Below are 16,672 nucleotides of genomic sequence, written 5' to 3' on the forward strand. Positions count from 1 at the left end.
GCGACCTGCGGGGCGGCTGCGGCTACGCGGGAGTCACCGCGTGGCCGTAGCGCAGCAGGTTGTCCGGGTCGTAGGTGGCCTTGTCGTGGCGCAGCCGGGCGTAGACCTCCGGGGTCCAGGCGCGGGCGATGTCCCGTTCGTCGCCGGGGGTGCCGTGGATGTTGACCATGGTGCGGCCGGTGCCGTAGGAGGCCATGGCGGTGTAGAGGCGGCGGGTGGCCTGTTCGACGGCCTCCGCCACGGGTGGCGCGGGCATGATCCCGACCGATTCCATGAAGTACCGGGCGTCGCGGGCGCAGACGGCGTCCTCGACGGGGGCCGGGCGGGCCAGTGCCCCGCCCATGTGGCGCAGCGAGGCCACGAGCAGGGGGTGGTCGGCCCCGGCCGCCGGACCGACCTGCTCCAGGAACGCGCTCACGGCGTCCGGGGTCAGGTCGCGCAGGAGCATGCAGCACTCGCGTGCCGGGAGCGGGTCCTGGGGTTCCATGTGGATGCGGTCCAGGTCCGCGTAGTCCATCTCCTCCACCATGTCGACGGCCACGGGGGCCACCCGGCGCAGCGGGGCGGCCAGGGCCTCGCCCTCGGCCGGGTCGCCCGGCCAGGCGATCGCGACCCGGGCCCAGAAGCCGCCGCGCAGGGGTTCCGGCAGCTGCGGGATGGGCGGCAGGCGCAGCACCGAGAACATGCTGCCCATCTCGTCCGGGACCGTGCGGGTCCACTCCGACCAGGCGTGCAGCACGGACGCGGTGTGCTCGGCGTGCCAGTGGAGGCCGCCGCCGTAGAGGCGGGGCAGCGCGAGCAGTCCGGTGACCAGTGAGGTGACCACGCCCACGTTGCCCTTGCCGCCGCGCAGGGCCCAGAACAGTTCCGGCTCGTGGTGGGGGTCCGCCTCGCGCAGCCGGCCGTCCGGGGTGACGACCTGGAAGGAGCGGACCAGGTCGGCGGCGTAGCCGTAGGCCCGGCCGAGGACCGGCAGTCCGCCGCCGAGCGTGTAGCCGACGACGCCCGCGTCGGTGGAGGTGCCGCACAGCCCGGCCAGGCCGTGCGGGGCGCAGGCCGCCAGCACGTGGCTCCACTTCGCGCCCGCCGCGATCCGCGCGGTGCGGGTGGCCGGGTCGACCTGCACGTCCGTCATGCGGGACGTGGTGATCAGCAGGCCGCGTTCGATGGGGAAGTTGGCGCCGTGGCCGGTGGCCTGGACGGCGACCGGGGTGCGGGTGGCGTGCGCCCAGCGCATCGCGGTGACGACGTCATCGGTGCCGGTGGCCCCCACGACGACGTCCGGGGTGTGGAGGGCGGCCAGGTTGAAGCCGGTGACCTCGTCGGCGTAGGCGTCGTCGCCGGGGCGCAGGACGGGGCCGGAGACGTCCGAGAGGGCGAAGAGGTCGGGGGTGTGGTGCGGGGCGGTCATCGCGTCCTCCGTGGGGGCGGGTACGGAGGGACGGCGGCGGCGAGGAGTGGGGGACGGGCCGTCGGGGTCCTTGTGTTCGTTGCTTTCAGGATGGACCCCGGCAGTGGTGGGCGCATCGCGGGAAGCGGGGCTCCGGGTGCGGTGGGCGGGCCGCCGGGCTGCGGTGGGCGGGCCGCCGGGCGCCGACACCGCGTCGGCATCGGGGCGTTCGGGGCGGGCGTAGCGTAGAGGACATGACGACGTACGGATCATTTCCCGGTGCGCGGCCGCGGCGGTTGCGGAGCACCCCCGTGATGCGTCGGATGGTCGCCGAGACCCGGCTGCACCCCGCCGACCTCATCCTGCCCGCCTTCGTGCGCGAGGGCGTCAGCGAGCCGGTGCCGATCGCGGCCATGCCCGGGGTGGTGCAGCACACGCGGGACAGCCTGAAGAAGGCCGCCGCGGAGGCGGTCGCGGCCGGGATCTCCGGGATCATGCTGTTCGGCGTGCCGGAGGAGTCGAAGAAGGACGCGCTCGGGACGCCGGGAACCGATCCGGACGGCATCCTCCAGGTCGCCCTGCGGGACGTGCGGGCCGAGGTCGGCGACGACCTGCTCGTCATGTCGGACCTGTGCCTCGACGAGACGACCGACCACGGCCACTGCGGGGTGCTCGACGCGCAGGGGCGGGTCGACAACGACGCGACCCTGGAGCGGTACGCCGAGATGGCCCAGGTGCAGGCCGACGCCGGGGCCCATGTGGTGGGCCCCAGCGGCATGATGGACGGGCAGATCGGCGTCGTCCGGGACGCCCTCGACCAGATCGGGCGGGAGGACGTCGCCATCCTCGCCTACACCGCGAAGTACGCCTCCGCCTTCTACGGACCCTTCCGCGAGGCCGTCGGCTCCTCGCTCCGGGGCGACCGCAAGACCTACCAGCAGGACCCGGCCAACGCCCGCGAGTCCCTGCGCGAACTCGCCCTCGACCTGGAGGAGGGCGCCGACATGGTGATGGTCAAGCCGGCCGGGCCCTACCTGGACATCCTCGCCCGGGTCGCGGACGCCGTGGACGTGCCCGTCGCCGCGTACCAGATCTCCGGCGAGTACTCGATGATCGAGGCCGCCGCCGAGAAGGGCTGGATCGACCGCGACCGGGCGATCCTGGAGAGCCTGACCGGTATCAAGCGGGCCGGAGCGCGGAACATCCTCACCTACTGGGCCACCGAGGTGGCCCAGAAGCTGAGGGATCAGTAGGGCGGTGACCCGCGGGGCCGGACTCAGTAGGACAGCGCCTGGTCCATGTCGCGCAGCCAGTAGGTGACCTTCAGGGTGCTGTCGTAGTACACGCCCTCGGCCGGCAGGGCCGGGAGCGCGGAGGGGCCGCCGCTGCTGTTCGGCGTGCGGCCCTGGAAGCCGACGGTGAGCTTGCGGCCGGTGGTGCCGGCCTCGCCGCTGCCGTCGGCCGCCGACAGCAGGACACCCGCGTAGCCGGACTCGCCGGGGGCCAGGGTCGTCACCGCCTGCGGCTTGGAGTCCTCGATCGCCTGCGGGGCCCACTGCATCTCGTCGAAGCGGAGCACCGGGTAGTAGGTGAGGTCGCAGGTCGTCGAGCCGGTGTTCCTGACCGTGATCAGCATGTGGTTGAGCGGGCGGGGCACCGGCTGGGCCGTGACCGTGGTGTTGGAGCCGTTGCAGGAGACGCGGGTCCGGGGGGCCGGCGTTCCGGGCTTCTTGGCGGGCTTGCCGGTGGTGCCGGTTGTGGTGCTGGTGCGGGTGGTGCTGGTGCCCGTCCTGTCGGTGGTTTCCGGGGTGCCGGTGGTTTCCGGGGTGCCGGTGGTTTCCGTGGTCCCGGGGGTGCCCGTCGTGCTCGCGCCGGACGTGATCGACGTGCTCGCCGCCGCGCCCTCGTTCTGGGTGCCCGTGCCGTCCTCGCACGCGGTGAGGGCGAGGGCGGCCAGGAGGGCGACGGGGAGGGCGTGGTACTTGCGCATGGCTGGGTTCCTTTCGGACAAAGGCGGTTGGGAAGTGGGCCCGGGCGAGCCGCTCGACCGGTCTGCCGGGAGCGGCGTGCTTGGATGACAAGAGCTTGTGGGGGGATGCGTCCCGGCCGCCACACTCGGCGGGCGATCAGGGACGCTGGAACGCCCGCACGGCCACTGACCAGGCGAAACGACCATTCCCTGGAACGGCGGAACGGGACACGGGGGCTGGAGGAACAGTGTCGGAGAGCACGGCCGCGGGGGAATTCGCGGCGCTGCTGGGGGAGTTGAAGGAGCGCTCCGGGCTGAGCTACGGAGTGCTCGCCAGACGACTGCACATGAGCACGTCGACGCTGCACCGGTACTGCAACGGGGACGCCGTACCGACCGACTACGCGCCCGTGGAGCGACTCGCGCGGCTGTGCAAGGCGTCGCCGCGGGAGCTGGTGGAGCTGCACCGGCGGTGGGTGCTGGCGGACGCGGTGCGGGGGCGGAAGGGGGGAGCGGGCGCCGACGCGGCGGCCGGGTCCGTCGTGGACGAGGTACCCGCGGCGGACCGTCCGTCGCCGGGAGCGGGGGAGCCGCCGCCGGGAGATCCGGAGCCGGTCGCGGAGCAGGGCGTTCGGGAGGGGGACGGCTCGGACGGGAACCGTCCGGAACCGGCCGGCAGTCGTCCGGACCCGGCCGGGCCCGGTGAGGGCGCCGGGGGGAACGCCGGGGAGGAGGAGCGGCCCGAGCGGGCGGGTGAGGTGCTGTCGGCCGGGTCCGCCGGACGGCGTGCGCGCCGGCCGCGTCCCGCCGTGCTCGCCGGAGTCGCCCTGGCCGTCGTGCTCGGCGGGGTCGGGCTCGCCGTGGCCGTGCCGTCCGGCGGGACCGACGGGGACGGGCGGCGCGGGTCGGCGGCCCCGCCGGATCCGGCCGCGCGGCCCGACGCTTCCGTGCTCGCCTCCGTGTCGCCCTCGGGCCGTTCCGCCGCCCCGTCCGGCGCGGACGGGCACGAGGGGAAGGGCAAGAACGACAGGGACAAGGAGAAGGCGAGGGGGGCCGGGGCGTCGTCCGTCCCCTCGGCCCCGGCCACCGGTGGCGCCCGCCCCGGCCGTGCCGCCGCCCCCGCCTCCGGCCCGGCCCCGCTCTCCGTCGACACCGAGCCGCACGCCTGGGAGAGCCCCTGCTCCCAGCGCTACCTGGTGAAGCTGCCGCCGGGGCGCGTGGTGCCGCCGCCCCTGGAGCAGGACGCGCCGGGCTGGGTGGCGGCGATGGACGCCGTCCCGTCGGGGGAGCAGCTGCTGAAGGTCACCGTGCAGGGGACCGGGGACGAGACGGTGGTCCTCAAGGGGCTGACGGTGCGCATGGCAGGCAAGCGCGCCCCGCTCGCCTGGAACGACTACGCCATGGGCTACCCGGGCGTGGGCTGCGGCGGCGGTGTGCCGACCCGGTTCTTCACGGTCGCCCTCGACGCGTCGCGGCCGGCCGTCGTGCCGGAAGCGGGCCACGACGACTTCCCGTTCAAGGTGAGCGAGTCCGACCCGGAGGTCTACTACATCCGGGCCGACGCCTCCGCCTACGACGTCAGCTGGTACCTGGAGCTGCGGTGGTCCAGCGGCGGCCGGCAGGGCACGCTGACCGTGGACGACGAGGGCCGGCCGTTCCGCACGAGCGGCAACAACGGGCGCCCGGCCTACGAGTTCCCGCTGGGCGGCGAGAAGTGGGTGAAGGCCGGGACGACCGGCGCGTCCTGACGGCCGGAGGGTGCCCGCGGCGCCCGCGAGGCCGCAGCCGCGGGCACCCTCACGCCACGGCGGACGTTACGTTGTCGACCGACCACGCGGTCGCCGACGGCACCCCCCCACGCCCCAGGAGACGTCCATGTCCGGTGACGCCCTCAGCCAGGACCCCGCCGAGCTGCGGAGGAGGATCGACAGCAGCAAGGCGCACCCGGCGCGGGTCTACGACGTCTTCCTCGGCGGCAAGGACCACTACCCGGCGGACCGGGAGGCGGCCGCCGCCGCGCTCGCCGCCCATCCGCGCGGGTACCTCGACGTCCGGCACAACCGGGACTTCCTGCGCCGCGCGGTGACGCAGCTGGTCGAGCGGGACGGCATCCGGCAGTTCCTCGACATCGGGACCGGGCTGCCGACCGCGGAGAACGTGCACCAGATCGCACAGCGGATCACGCCCGGGGCGCGGGTCGTGTACGTGGACAACGACCCCGTCGTGCTCGCCCACGCGCGCGCCCTGCTCACCAGCGGACCCGAGGGGCGTACGGACTACATCGACGCCGACCTGCGGGACCCGGGCCGGATCCTCGAACAGGCCGCCAGGACCCTGGACTTCGGCCGGCCGGTCGCGCTCTGCCTGGTCGCCGTCCTGCACTTCGTCGCGGACGACGAGGCGTATCCGCTGGTGCGGGAGCTGCTCGACGCGCTGCCCGCCGGCAGCCGGCTGGTGCTCAGTCATCTCACCGAGGACCTCAACCCCGAGAACATCCGCGCGGTCCAGCGGACGTACACCGAGCGGGGGTTCACCTTCGTGCTGCGCTCCCGGGCCGAGGTCGAGCGGTTCTTCACCGGCAACGGGCTGGAGATCGCCGACCCGGGCGTCGTCCCCGCACACCGCTGGCGACCCGACCACGCGGCGCCGGTGGCGGAGCGGCCGGAGGAGACCTTCCTCGCGGGGCTCGACGCCATCGACCAGGTGCGCTACCACGACATCGACGACGTCACGGACGCGGACATCAACGTCTACGCGGCGGTCGGCGGCAAGGACTGAGGCCGGCCCCTCCACCGGGGCAGGGGCAGGGGGCGGGCCGGGGCAGGGGGCGGGCCGGGGCGTGTTACGTGTCCCCCCGGCTCAGCCGTGCGCAGCCCCACGTGCCCGCCACGACGACCAGTGCCGCCAGGCCGCCCGCCGGCCCCGCGTACGCGCCGGGGTCCAGATCGACCGCGGTGTCCTCGTCCTCCAGCGGCGCGGCCGCGCCCTCGGGGTCGTACAGCACGCGCAGTGCGTCTCCCGGCTCCAGGCGTTCCGGGTCGCAGCCGTCCGACAGGGCGGGGGAGATCTCCCGCCCGTCGCGGGTGCGCAGCGCGCACTCGTCGGTCCTGCCGCGCTGGACGTCGGCGACGACCGCCTCGGCCCACCGGCCCCGCTCCTGCAGCGCACGCTCCTCGGCCGCCTGCCGGGTGACCACCGCCAGCACGACGGCGGCGGGGACGGTGACGACGAGCGCCCCGACGGCAGCCTTCGGCGTCCTCCTGTGCCGGACACGGCGCAGCGCGACCCCGGGGACCAGGACGAGTGCCAGGGGAATCGCCAGTGCGCAGAGGACGAGGAGCGGGCCGCGCAGGAGACCCGGCAGGGGCACCACCGGGGCGCACCACATCAGGGTCACGGAGGCCGCCGCACACCCGCAGGTGAACAGCGACCAGCCCGCCGGGCCCGTACGGACCGGCCGGCGCCGAGGAGGAGTGCCCCCGGCCGGCCGGGCTCCTCGGCCGGCTCCGGTCGTGACCCCGTGTCCGTCCCTGCGCGTCGCCACGCGCTCCCCCTTCCGTCGACGTCGGCCCGCCGACGGACGAGCGTACGGGCACGGGTTCCGCACGCACCGGCCAGGTCGCGCCGGCCGGACACCGTCCTGCCGGTGCCGCGTCCGTATCCCGGAAATCTTGCTTGTAGGCAGCATGTATGTCTCTAGGCTGCGGGCACGTCGTCGCCGTTGTCGAAGGAGTCGTGTCATGACCGTCGCCGAGTCCGCCGCCGTTCATTCGCCCGTGCCGCCGCTCGCCGGGCGGGCGCGGGCGGTCGGGGGCTCCCCCGTGCGGGACATCCTCGCCGTCACCGCGCGCCCCGAGGTGATCAACTTCGCGGGCGGGCTGCCGGCGCCGGAGCTGTTCGACGCGCGGGGCATCGCTCAGTCCTACCGGGCGGTCCTGGCCGAGCAGCCCGCGCGGGCCCTGCAGTACTCCACGACCGAGGGCGAACCCGCACTGCGGGCCGCCCTGGCCGCCCGGACCACCGCCCGCGGACTGCCTACCGCGGAGGACGACCTGCTCGTCACCACCGGCTCCCAGCAGGCCCTCTCCCTGCTGGCCACCGCGCTGCTCGAACCCGGCGACACCGTCCTCGTCGAGAACCCCTGCTACCTGGCGGCGCTCCAGGCCTTCGGTTTCGCCGGGGCCCGGGTCGTGCCCGTGCCCGGTGACGAGCACGGGCTCGATCCCGAGGCGCTGGAGGACCTGGTCGTGCGCGAGCGGCCCAAGCTGCTCTACACCGTGCCCACCTTCCACAACCCCACCGGCCGTACGCTGCCCGCCGAGCGGCGCGCGGCCGTGGCCGCCGTCGCCGCCCGGCGCGGACTGTGGATCGTCGAGGACGACCCCTACGGGGAGCTGCGCTACGAGGGCGAACGCGTGCCCTGGATCGCCTCCAGGCCGGGCGCCGAGGACCGCACGGTGCTGCTCGGCAGCTTCTCCAAGGTCATGGCACCCGGGCTGCGGCTGGGCTGGCTGCGGGCGCCCGGCGACCTGCGGCGGGCCTGCGCCGTCGCCAAGCAGGCCGCCGACCTGCACACCCCGACCGTCAACCAGCTCGCCGCCGCCCGGTACCTCGCCGACCACGACCTGGACGCCCACGTCACGCGCGTCGCCGGGGTCTACCGCGCCCGCCGGGACGCCCTGCTCGCGGGACTGGCCGGGGCGCTGCCCGAGGGCTCGGTGTGGAACCGGCCCGAGGGCGGCATGTTCCTCTGGGCCCGGCTGCCGGAGCCGTACGACACGACGGCGCTGCTGCCGCGGGTGGTGCGCCACGACGTGGCCTACGTCCCCGGCGCCCCCTTCTACGCGGGCCGGCCCGACCGGAGGACCCTGCGGCTGTGCTTCGTGACGCAGGCCCCGGAGGAGATCGCCGAGGGGCTGCGCAGGCTGGGCGAAGGGCTGCGCGACGGCGCGCCGGCTGCCTAGGACCCGCCGCACCCCCGGCACGCGGGCAGGCCCGGGGGCGCGGTCAGTCCCACCAGAAGTGCCAGGTCTGCCGGCCGAGGACCTGGTGCTCGGCGTAGGACCGCAGATCCGGGTCGGCGCCGTGCCGCACGTTGTCCGGGCAGAACGCGAAGTGCTCCGCGGCGACGGCCTCCGCGTCGGCGGGCGTGACGGGCGGTGCGGCGACCGACACCAGCAGATGGTCGAAGCCGAGCGCCGCGACGCGTATGCCGAAGCGGTCCTCCCAGTCGCGCAGCACCGCGCTGAGCCGGGCCGGGTCCGCCTCGTGGTGCACCGCGCCGGTCCAGCCGATCGCCGCCGGTATGTCGGCGCTGCGGCGGGCCGGGACGAGGGCCGTGCGAGGGTCCTTGAGGGGGCCGCCGTCCTCCAGGAGGGCGTCCGCGACCTCGGCGGCCACCGCGTCCGGGTCCCGGCCGGCGGGCGGCGCGGTGTCCGCGCCCGGCCAGGGGACGCCGTCCGCCGCGTGCTCCTGCCAGTACTCCGCGAGGACCTCCTCGGCGTCGTGGTCCCCCGGGTACGACACGTCCGCGGGCGCCAGCTCCCAGCGGTCCGGGCCGCCGTGACCGCCGCCGGCGTCCAGCACGACCGGCAGCAGGCCCCGGCGCCTGGCCGGTTCCAGCAGCTCCCGGTCACCGGGCCGGGCCCGCTCCCGCGCGCACCACAGCAACGGCTCGTGCCAGGGCCCCGCGGCCGTGGTGCCGACGAGCGCACCGGCGGGAAGACGCAGTCCGAGCGCACGGCCGCCGGGGTCCGCGGCCAGCGCGGGCAGGGGGTTCGGGAGAGTCGCCATGGGGGTGACTGTAGGGCCGGCCACTGACAACGCGGCCGGCCCGCTCACAGCCGGGCCTCGAAGCACTCGCCGCCCGCCCCCGTCACCGGGCGGAAGCAGGCGCGGAGCACCGTGCCGGAACGGGCCGCCGTCATGGGCGTGTAGACGTAGGACTGCGCGGCCAGGCCGTCGGTGATCGCCGCGGAGTGCGGCCGTCCGCCGCCGGCCGCCCGCAGCTCCAGGCGGTCGCCGATGCGTGTGCTCCACATCCGCGCCCAGCTGGCCCCGCACCCGGCGCTGTAGCGCAGTTCGAGGTGGGCCCCGGTCGACGTGCGGTGCGAGGCGAGGGTGAGCGGGTCCGTGCCGCACTTCATGAGCATCGGGCTCGCGCCCTCGCAGGCGCTGCCCCGGCAGCGGGGCGCGGGGACCGACGGCGACGGCGGGGCCGTACGGGGCTCCGTGGGCCGGCCCGCCAGCAGTACCAGGGCGACCGAGAGACCACCGGCCGCCAGCACGCACAGCGCGGCCAGCACCGCCATGAACCGGCCCCGGCCGCCCGCCCGCCGGACCTGCGGGGCCACCGGGGGCGGCGGCGCCGGCGGCGTCCGCGCCATCTGCGGACCGGGAGGCGGTGCGGCGGCCCGCCCGCTCCACTCCGACTCCGCCAGCTCCCAGAGCGCCAGACACCGGCCCTCCGGCTCGCCCGCGAGACGGCACAGCTCCCGTACCGCCTGCTCCGGAGGCAGCGTCTTGCCGTTGAGATACCGCTCCCAGGACGACTTGCTGAAGGTCGTCCCGGCCGCCAGGGACGCCAGACTCAGGCCCGTGCCGTCCTTCAGCTCCCGCAGGCGGCACACCAGCCGGGCGCGTTCCGGAGGCAGCCCGGACGGCGGGGTGCGGGTCATTCCCGCAGCGCCTTCCAGGTGTGCGGCCCGATGATGCCGTCCACGACCAGCCCGGCCCGCTGCTGCAGGTCCCTGACCGCGCGTTCGGTGTGCGGCCCGAAGATGCCGTCGACGGCCCCCGGCGCCAGACCGGCCTCCCGCAGCAGGCACTGGGCCTCGGCGACCTCCGGGCCCGCGTGCCCCTTCGCCAGGATCGCCTTCACGGTACGGCTGTTGCCCGCGTACCACCGGCCGCCGATCCGCTCCGAGCGGCAGGTGTACACCGGGCGCCGCGACTCCCGGGCCGACTCCGTCACCGGCCCGGAGACGGCGCGCGGGGCCGCCGCCGGCTCCTCGCCGTCCGTCAGCCGCACCGCCAGCAGGACCGCGGCGGCGACGGCCAGCACCAGCGCCACCGACCCGGCGACCAGCGTGACCCGCAGCGCCCGCCCGGGCGCCCGGGGCGGATCCGCCCCGGGCTCCGCCGCCGCCGGTGGACGCGGTGCCGGCGTCACGTCCGGGGCCCTGCCCCACACCTCGGCCGCGACCTCGTGCAGCGCCAGCAGCCGGGCCGGGTCGTCACCGCCGAGCCGGGCGATCGCCTCGACGGCCTCCCGGGGCGGGAGCGACCGGCCGGACAGGTACCGCTCCCAGGACGAGGTGCTGTAGCCCGTCTTCGCGGCCAGGCGGCGCAGGCTCAGTCCGCTGCGGTCCTTGACCCGGCGCAACCCCACCACCAAGTGGCGCAGGCGCGGGTCGAGTTCTTCGGGCAGCCCTTTCCAACGCGACATGTTCCCCCCACTCGCGTGCGCGGACCGTGGTCAGCGGTCCCTCACCGCCGCATTGTGCATCAGCATCCACGCGGAGCCCCGTACAACGGTTCCGTTCCCCCCGCCCGCCCCCACCGATTCGGCCACACCGCGCCGCGAGCGTCCCGCCGCACCGTCCCGGCGCGAGGCGTCCGGCCAGGTCAGGGCGCGGGACGTCCCGCGCGGACGTCACTTCCGCGGCGACGGTGGCGGGTCGGGGCCCGGGGGCCGCAGTCTCGTTGACGAGCCGGCCGGTGCGGTCGGCCGACCACGAAGGGGGACACATCATGCGCATGGCCAACAAGCTCGCCGTCATGGCCGGGGGCATCGCGCTGACCGGCGGTCTGCTGGCCGGCACCGCGGGCACGGCCGGTGCGGCACAGGCCGCGCCGCAGGCCGCCTCCGACTGTCCGTCGGGCTGGTTCTGCGTCTGGGCCGGGCAGAACTACACGGGCCGCATGCAGAAGGTCGCCGGCACCAACCGGGACCTGACCCAGTACGCCGTGTTCCAGAGCTTCAAGTCCTGGTACAACCACGGCGCGTCCTGCGACTTCAAGTGGTACTCGGAGAAGAACCACGGCGGGTCCAGCGGCGTCGTCCCGAGGGGCTACAAGGAGACCGGCAGCGTCAGCCGCTACATGAAGTCCAACACGTGGGTCAACTGCTCCTGATCCACGCGGACTCTCAAAACGCCGAGGGCGACACTCACGGGGGAGTGCCGCCCTCGGTCCGTCCGTCCGGCCGGGTGTCAGAGCCGCTCGGGCGTCCGGATGCCCAGCAGGGCCATGCCCCGGTGCAGGGTGCGCGCCGTGAGGTCGCACAGGAACAGGCGGTTCTCGACCTGCTCGGGCGTCTCGGCCTTCAGCACCGGGCACTTGTCGTAGAACGTCGTGTACAGCGACGCCAGCTGGTACAGGTACGCGGCCAGCTTGTGCGGGGCGTACTCCTTCGCCGCCTCCGCCACCGTCTCCGCGAACGAGTCCACGTGCAGGCCCAGCGCCCGCTCCGCGGCGTGCAGTTGCAGCTCCGGGTGCGGGGCCGGGCGGGAGGCGCCGGCCTTGCGCAGGATCGACTGGATACGGGCGTAGGCGTACTGCAGGTAGACCGACGTGTCGCCGTTCAGCGAGACCATCTGGTCCAGGTCGAACTTGTAGTCCCGGTTGGCCGACGTCGACAGGTCCGCGTACTTCACCGCGCCGACCCCCACCTGGGCGCCCCGCTCGGCGATCTCCTCCTCGGACAGGTCCTGGGCCTTCTCCCGGACCACCGCGGAGGCGCGGTCGATCGCCTCGTCCAGCAGGTCGACCAGGCGGACCGTCTCGCCCTCACGGGTCTTGAACGGCTTGCCGTCCTTGCCGAGGACCGTGCCGAAGGCCAGCTGCACCGCCCTGACGTCCTCGTTCAGCCAGCCGGCGCGGCGGGCCGTCTCGAAGACCATCTTGAAGTGCAGCGACTGCCGGGCGTCCACCACGTACAGGAGCGTGTCCGCCTCGAGGCCGAAGACGCGGTCGCGGATCGCGGACAGGTCGGTCGCCGCGTAGCCGTAGCCGCCGTCCGACTTCTGCACGATCAGCGGGACCGGCTTGCCGTCCGGGCCCTTGATGTCGTCGAAGAACACGCACAGCGCGCCCTCCGAGCGGACCGCCACGCCCGACTCCTCCAGCAGGCGGCAGGTCTCGGCGAGCATGTCGTTGTAGCCGGACTCGCCGACGATGTCCGCGTCGCGGATCTCCATGTCCAGCTTCTCGAAGACGGAGAAGAAGTAGATCTTCGACTCGTCGACGAACCTCTGCCACATGGCGAGGGTCTTCTCGTCGCCCGCCTGGAGGTCCACCACCCGGCGCCGGGCGCGCGTCTTGAAGTCCTCGTCGGAGTCGAACAGCTTGCGCGAGGCCTTGTAGAGGCGGTCGAGGTTCGACATCGCCTCCTCGCCGGACACCTCGGCCGAACCGTGGTCCAGCTCGTGCGGGTGCTCGTCCAGGTACTGGATGAGCATGCCGAACTGGGTGCCCCAGTCGCCGATGTGGTGACGCCGGACCACGTTCTCGCCGGTGAACTCCAGCAGCTGCACCACCGCGTCGCCGATCACCGCGGAGCGCAGGTGACCGACGTGCATCTCCTTCGCCACGTTCGGCTGGGCGTAGTCGATGACCGTGGTGCCGGGGTGCTCGGCGAGCGGCACGCCGAGGCGGCCGGTGTCGTCGGCCCAGCGCGCCGCGAGGTTCTCCGTGATCGCCCGGTCGGTGACCGTGACGTTCAGGAAGCCGGGCCCGGAGACCTCGACGTCCCCGATCAGCCCGCCCGACTCCACCCGGGAGACGACCTGCGTCGCCAGCTCCCGCGGGTTGGCCTTCTCCTTCTTGGCGAGGGCCAGGATCCCGTTGGCCTGGAAGTCGGCCCGGTCGCTTCGTCGCAGCAGCGGGTCCGCGGAACCGGCCTGCGGCAGGGCGGCCGACAGGGCCGCCGCGAGGCGCTGGTGGACGGAGTCGCTGAGGGACGTGACCGAGGCCATGGGCGAGGGTGCCGTTCTCCTAGGGGAAATCGATGGACCCGGCCAGTATCCCACGGGGGTAAAGCCGTTTTTCCGGGCGCGAGGCGGTCTGGGACAATGGGGGGGTCAGCCGTGCGACCGTACCGGCTGCCCGATGCAGAAAGAAGGACGTGCCGATCGTGGCTCAGAGCACCGAGACCACCGACTGGGTCTCCCGTTTCGCGGATGAGGTCATCGAGGAGTCGGAGCGCCGGGCCCCGGGCAAACCCGTCGTCGTCGCGTCCGGGCTGTCCCCGTCCGGCCCCATCCACCTCGGCAACCTCCGCGAGGTCATGACCCCGCACCTCGTCGCCGACGAGATCCGCCGCCGGGGCCACCAGGTGCGCCACCTGATCTCCTGGGACGACTACGACCGCTACCGCAAGGTGCCCAAGGGCATCGCCGGGGTGGACGAGGACGAGTGGCAGGCGCACATCGGCAAGCCGCTGACGTCCGTGCCCGCGCCCAAGGGCTCCGCGCACCCCAACTGGGCCGAGCACTTCAAGGCCGCGATGATCGAGTCGCTGGCCGAGCTCGGCGTGGAGTTCGACGGGATCAGCCAGACCGAGCAGTACACCTCCGGCGCGTACCGCGAGCAGATCCTGCACGCCATGCGGCACCGCGCCGACATCGACGCCGTCCTCGACCAGTACCGGACGAAGAAGGCCCCGGCCAAGAAGCAGCAGAAGCCCCTCGACGAGGCCGAGCTGGAGGCCGCCGAAGGCTCCGGCGCCGCCGCCGAGGACGACGGCAGCTCCGGCTCCGCCGGCTACTTCCCGTACAAGCCGTACTGCGGCAACTGCGAGAAGGACCTCACCACCGTCACGTCCTACGACGACGACTCCACCGAGCTGACCTACGCCTGCACCGCGTGCGGCTTCTCGGAGACGGTCCGGCTCAGCGAGTTCAACCGCGGCAAGCTGGTCTGGAAGGTCGACTGGCCGATGCGGTGGGCGTACGAGGGCGTGATCTTCGAGCCCTCCGGCGTCGACCACTCCTCGCCCGGTTCGTCGTTCCAGGTCGGCGGGCAGATCGTCGGGATCTTCGGCGGCAAGCAGCCCATCGGCCCGATGTACGCCTTCGTCGGCATCTCCGGCATGGCCAAGATGTCCTCCTCCAAGGGCGGCGTGCCCACCCCGGCCGACGCCCTGCAGATCATGGAGCCGCAGCTGCTGCGCTGGCTCTACGCCCGCCGCCGCCCCAACCAGTCCTTCAAGGTCGCCTTCGACCAGGAGATCCAGCGGCTGTACGACGAGTGGGACCGGCTCGACGCCAAGGTCGCCGACGGCAGCGCCCTGCCGGCCGACGTGGCCGCGCACTCCCGCGCGGTGCGCACCGCCGCCGGCGAGCTGCCGCGCACGCCCCGCCCGCTGCCGTACCGGACGCTCGCGTCCGTCGCGGACATCACCGCCGGGCACGAGGACCAGGCACTGCGCATCCTCAGCGAGCTCGACCCGGAGCAGCCGCTGACCTCGCTGGACGAGGCCCGCCCGCGCTACGACAAGGCCGAGGCGTGGATCAACACGCACGTCCCCGCCGACCAGCGCACCATCGTGCGCGACGAGCCCGACACTGAGCTGCTGAAGTCGCTCGACGAGCAGGGCCGCGCCTCGCTGCGGCTGCTGCTCGACGGGCTCGCCGACCACTGGTCGCTGGACGGGCTGACCCACCTCGTCTACGGCGTGCCGAAGGTGCAGGCCGGGTTCTCCGCCGACGCCACGCCCAAGGAGCTGCCGCCGGAGATCAAGACCGCCCAGCGGTCCTTCTTCGCGCTGCTGTACCACCTGCTGGTCGGCCGGGACACCGGCCCCCGGCTGCCCACGCTGCTGCTCGCGGTGGGCCAGGACCGGGTGCGGACCCTGCTCGGCGCGTGACGAGCGGACAGTGAGGAGGGGCCCTCGGAGGAGGGCCCCTCTTCGCGTCCCGCCCCGCCGTCAGGCGATGTGGTCCTCCTCCAGCTCCGCCGAGTGGCGCTTCTGGAAGCGCTCCACGAGCGACTTCAGCTCACCGGGGCTCAGTGTCGTGCCGTAGGTGGCCTGGATGTTGTCGCCCAGCGCGCGGGGAGTGGGGTAGCTGCCGTCGATCGACTGGCGGAACACCTGGTAGTACGCCTCCTCGTCCGGCTCCGGGGCCGGAGGCGTGCCGCCGCCCTCGCCGAGCTCGCGCGTACGGTTCGGGCCCACCGGTATGGGGAAGCTGCCGGTGTCCTCCGCAGACGGCGGCTCACGGTCGTACTCGGGCTGGTACCGCTCGGCCTCCTGCTGCTCCGCGATCCACTGGGCGTAGTGCTCGGCCGGGTCGTAGTTCGGGTCGTAGCCGCCCTGGTACTCGACCTCGCGCGGGGTGTTGAACCACGGGCTCTGCTCCGGCTCCGGCTCCTGGTCCGAATACCGGTCCGGGTACCCGCTCCCGGGACCGCTGTCGAGCTCCAGGCGCTGCTCCGCGGCCGGAGCCGCCCCGCGCGGGCCGGGCGCCGCCTCCGCTTCCCGGCGGCCCGCCCCGACCTGTGCCTGCGGCGGGGGCGGAGGGATCAGCGCCGGCTCTATGCCGGCCGCCGCCAGGCCCGCCGGGGCCGTCTCCGCCAGCGGCACGCCGTAGCGGGCCAGCCGCAGCGGCATCAGCGACTCCACCGGTGCCTTGCGGCGCCACGCGCGCCCGAAGCGGGAGCGCAGCCGCGCCTGGTACACCAGGCGTTCCTGCTCCAGCTTGATCACCTGCTCGTAGGAGCGGAGCTCCCAGAGCTTCATCCGGCGCCACAGCAGGAACGTCGGGACGGGGGAGAGCACCCAGCGGGTGAGGCGGACGCCCTCCATGTGCTTGTCGGCCGTGATGTCGGCGATGCGTCCGATCGCGTGCCGGGCCGCCTCGACGGAGACGACGAACAGGATCGGGATCACCCCGTGCATCCCCACGCCGAGCGGATCCGGCCAGGCGGCGGCGCCGTTGAAGGCGATCGTCGCCGCCGTCAGCAGCCAGGCCGTCTGGCGCAGCAGGGGGAACGGGATCCTGATCCACGTCAGGAGCAGGTCCAGGGCCAGCAGGACGCAGATGCCCGCGTCGATGCCGATCGGGAAGACGTAGGAGAAGTCCCCGAAGCCCTTCTTGAGGGCCAACTCGCGTACCGCCGCGTACGAACCGGCGAAGCCGATGCCGGCGATGATCACGGCACCGGCCACGACCACGCCGATGAGAACGCGGTGCATCCGAGTCAGCTGCAGTGGCGCGGCCACCCGTACTCCCCTCCCCTTGCGTGTTGTTGCGCGCAACAGGGTGGCACATGTGTGCGGGGAACGGGTGGTCGGATCCCGCCGGGCTCGT

The 16,672-nt window shown here is 74.0% G+C and carries 14 protein-coding genes; 6 read left to right on the plus strand and 8 right to left on the minus strand.

What is annotated here, in order from left to right; all coding sequences use genetic code 11:
• Positions 1-22 precede the first annotated feature (22 nt).
• The gene (locus ACIGAN_RS27880; RefSeq protein WP_399861714.1) at positions 23-1,411 is read right to left on the minus strand and encodes an FAD-binding oxidoreductase; all 1,389 of its coding nucleotides are present in this window, start codon (positions 1,409-1,411) and stop codon (positions 23-25) included.
• 233 nt (positions 1,412-1,644) lie between these two features.
• On the opposite strand from ACIGAN_RS27880, the gene hemB reads away from it, so the two are divergent.
• Positions 1,645-2,643 (plus strand): porphobilinogen synthase, encoded by a 999-nt coding sequence (gene hemB, locus ACIGAN_RS27885; RefSeq protein WP_365088618.1) that lies wholly within the window; start codon positions 1,645-1,647, stop codon positions 2,641-2,643.
• A 23-nt stretch (positions 2,644-2,666) separates the two neighbouring features.
• Here the strand turns inward: hemB and ACIGAN_RS27890 are convergent, their stop codons facing one another.
• A complete protein-coding gene (locus tag ACIGAN_RS27890; protein WP_399861716.1) occupies positions 2,667-3,380 on the minus strand; it encodes a DUF4232 domain-containing protein in 714 nt (237 codons plus the stop codon).
• A gap of 227 nt (positions 3,381-3,607) precedes the next feature.
• Here ACIGAN_RS27890 and ACIGAN_RS27895 point away from each other — a divergent pair, with 227 nt between their 5' ends.
• Together ACIGAN_RS27895 and ACIGAN_RS27900 are read left to right on the plus strand one after the other, a co-directional pair.
• Positions 3,608-5,107 (plus strand): helix-turn-helix domain-containing protein, encoded by a 1,500-nt coding sequence (locus ACIGAN_RS27895; RefSeq protein ID WP_399861719.1) that lies wholly within the window; start codon positions 3,608-3,610, stop codon positions 5,105-5,107.
• Positions 5,108-5,234: 127 nt separating this feature from the next.
• Positions 5,235-6,137 carry an SAM-dependent methyltransferase gene (locus tag ACIGAN_RS27900; RefSeq protein ID WP_399861722.1) on the plus strand — a complete coding sequence of 301 codons (903 nt, stop codon included), beginning with the start codon at positions 5,235-5,237 and terminating at the stop codon, positions 6,135-6,137.
• Positions 6,138-6,201: 64 nt separating this feature from the next.
• Here the strand turns inward: ACIGAN_RS27900 and ACIGAN_RS27905 are convergent, their stop codons facing one another.
• Entirely contained in the window at positions 6,202-6,756 is a 555-nt protein-coding gene (locus tag ACIGAN_RS27905) for a hypothetical protein (RefSeq protein ID WP_365088622.1), read from the minus strand.
• 343 nt (positions 6,757-7,099) lie between these two features.
• Between ACIGAN_RS27905 and ACIGAN_RS27910 the strand changes: the two genes are divergently transcribed.
• On the plus strand, positions 7,100-8,323 hold the full coding sequence (locus tag ACIGAN_RS27910; protein WP_399861725.1) for a PLP-dependent aminotransferase family protein: 1,224 nt from the start codon (positions 7,100-7,102) through the stop codon (positions 8,321-8,323).
• Between the two features lie 43 nt (positions 8,324-8,366).
• Here the strand turns inward: ACIGAN_RS27910 and ACIGAN_RS27915 are convergent, their stop codons facing one another.
• Genes ACIGAN_RS27915 through ACIGAN_RS27925 form a run of 3 tightly spaced genes read right to left on the minus strand, consistent with a single transcriptional unit; the run spans position 8,367 to position 10,806 of the window.
• Positions 8,367-9,152: a DUF4253 domain-containing protein gene (locus tag ACIGAN_RS27915; RefSeq protein WP_399861728.1), complete on the minus strand. Its 786-nt coding sequence runs from the start codon at positions 9,150-9,152 to the stop codon at positions 8,367-8,369.
• Between the two features lie 44 nt (positions 9,153-9,196).
• Positions 9,197-10,036, minus strand: a complete 840-nt coding sequence (locus ACIGAN_RS27920; RefSeq protein ID WP_399861730.1) for a helix-turn-helix domain-containing protein — start codon at positions 10,034-10,036, stop codon at positions 9,197-9,199.
• Positions 10,033-10,806, minus strand: coding sequence for a peptidoglycan-binding protein (locus ACIGAN_RS27925; RefSeq protein ID WP_399861733.1), 774 nt, complete (start codon positions 10,804-10,806; stop codon positions 10,033-10,035). The genes ACIGAN_RS27920 and ACIGAN_RS27925 overlap by 4 nt, the downstream gene beginning before the upstream one ends.
• 305 nt (positions 10,807-11,111) lie before the next feature.
• Here ACIGAN_RS27925 and ACIGAN_RS27930 point away from each other — a divergent pair, with 305 nt between their 5' ends.
• A complete protein-coding gene (locus tag ACIGAN_RS27930; RefSeq protein ID WP_365088627.1) occupies positions 11,112-11,495 on the plus strand; it encodes a peptidase inhibitor family I36 protein in 384 nt (127 codons plus the stop codon).
• Positions 11,496-11,572: 77 nt separating this feature from the next.
• Here ACIGAN_RS27930 and argS read toward each other — a convergent pair whose 3' ends face one another.
• A complete protein-coding gene (argS, locus tag ACIGAN_RS27935) occupies positions 11,573-13,336 on the minus strand; it encodes an arginine--tRNA ligase (protein WP_399861736.1) in 1,764 nt (587 codons plus the stop codon).
• A gap of 149 nt (positions 13,337-13,485) precedes the next feature.
• On the opposite strand from argS, the gene lysS reads away from it, so the two are divergent.
• A complete protein-coding gene (gene lysS / locus ACIGAN_RS27940; RefSeq protein WP_365088629.1) occupies positions 13,486-15,228 on the plus strand; it encodes a lysine--tRNA ligase in 1,743 nt (580 codons plus the stop codon).
• A gap of 60 nt (positions 15,229-15,288) precedes the next feature.
• Here lysS and ACIGAN_RS27945 read toward each other — a convergent pair whose 3' ends face one another.
• The gene (locus ACIGAN_RS27945; protein WP_365742903.1) at positions 15,289-16,557 is read right to left on the minus strand and encodes a DUF2637 domain-containing protein; all 1,269 of its coding nucleotides are present in this window, start codon (positions 16,555-16,557) and stop codon (positions 15,289-15,291) included.
• Positions 16,558-16,672: the final 115 nt, after the last annotated feature.

This window comes from Streptomyces sp. NPDC085931 (assembly GCF_044540565.1).
GTDB lineage: Bacteria > Actinomycetota > Actinomycetes > Streptomycetales > Streptomycetaceae > Streptomyces.

What these genes read in the sequence shown, in the direction of transcription:
- ACIGAN_RS27910 (WP_399861725.1), top strand. Translation starts at nt 7,100, where the DNA reads ATGACCGTCGCCGAGTCCGCCGCCGTTCATTCGCCCGTGCCGCCGCTC.
- ACIGAN_RS27930 (WP_365088627.1), top strand. Translation starts at nt 11,112, where the DNA reads ATGCGCATGGCCAACAAGCTCGCCGTCATGGCCGGGGGCATCGCGCTG.
- hemB (WP_365088618.1), top strand. Translation starts at nt 1,645, where the DNA reads ATGACGACGTACGGATCATTTCCCGGTGCGCGGCCGCGGCGGTTGCGG.
- ACIGAN_RS27900 (WP_399861722.1), top strand. Translation starts at nt 5,235, where the DNA reads ATGTCCGGTGACGCCCTCAGCCAGGACCCCGCCGAGCTGCGGAGGAGG.
- ACIGAN_RS27945 (WP_365742903.1), bottom strand. Translation starts at nt 16,557, where the DNA reads ATGCACCGCGTTCTCATCGGCGTGGTCGTGGCCGGTGCCGTGATCATC.
- ACIGAN_RS27920 (WP_399861730.1), bottom strand. Translation starts at nt 10,036, where the DNA reads ATGACCCGCACCCCGCCGTCCGGGCTGCCTCCGGAACGCGCCCGGCTG.
- argS (WP_399861736.1), bottom strand. Translation starts at nt 13,336, where the DNA reads ATGGCCTCGGTCACGTCCCTCAGCGACTCCGTCCACCAGCGCCTCGCG.
- ACIGAN_RS27915 (WP_399861728.1), bottom strand. Translation starts at nt 9,152, where the DNA reads ATGGCGACTCTCCCGAACCCCCTGCCCGCGCTGGCCGCGGACCCCGGC.
- ACIGAN_RS27880 (WP_399861714.1), bottom strand. Translation starts at nt 1,411, where the DNA reads ATGACCGCCCCGCACCACACCCCCGACCTCTTCGCCCTCTCGGACGTC.
- ACIGAN_RS27890 (WP_399861716.1), bottom strand. Translation starts at nt 3,380, where the DNA reads ATGCGCAAGTACCACGCCCTCCCCGTCGCCCTCCTGGCCGCCCTCGCC.
- ACIGAN_RS27925 (WP_399861733.1), bottom strand. Translation starts at nt 10,806, where the DNA reads ATGTCGCGTTGGAAAGGGCTGCCCGAAGAACTCGACCCGCGCCTGCGC.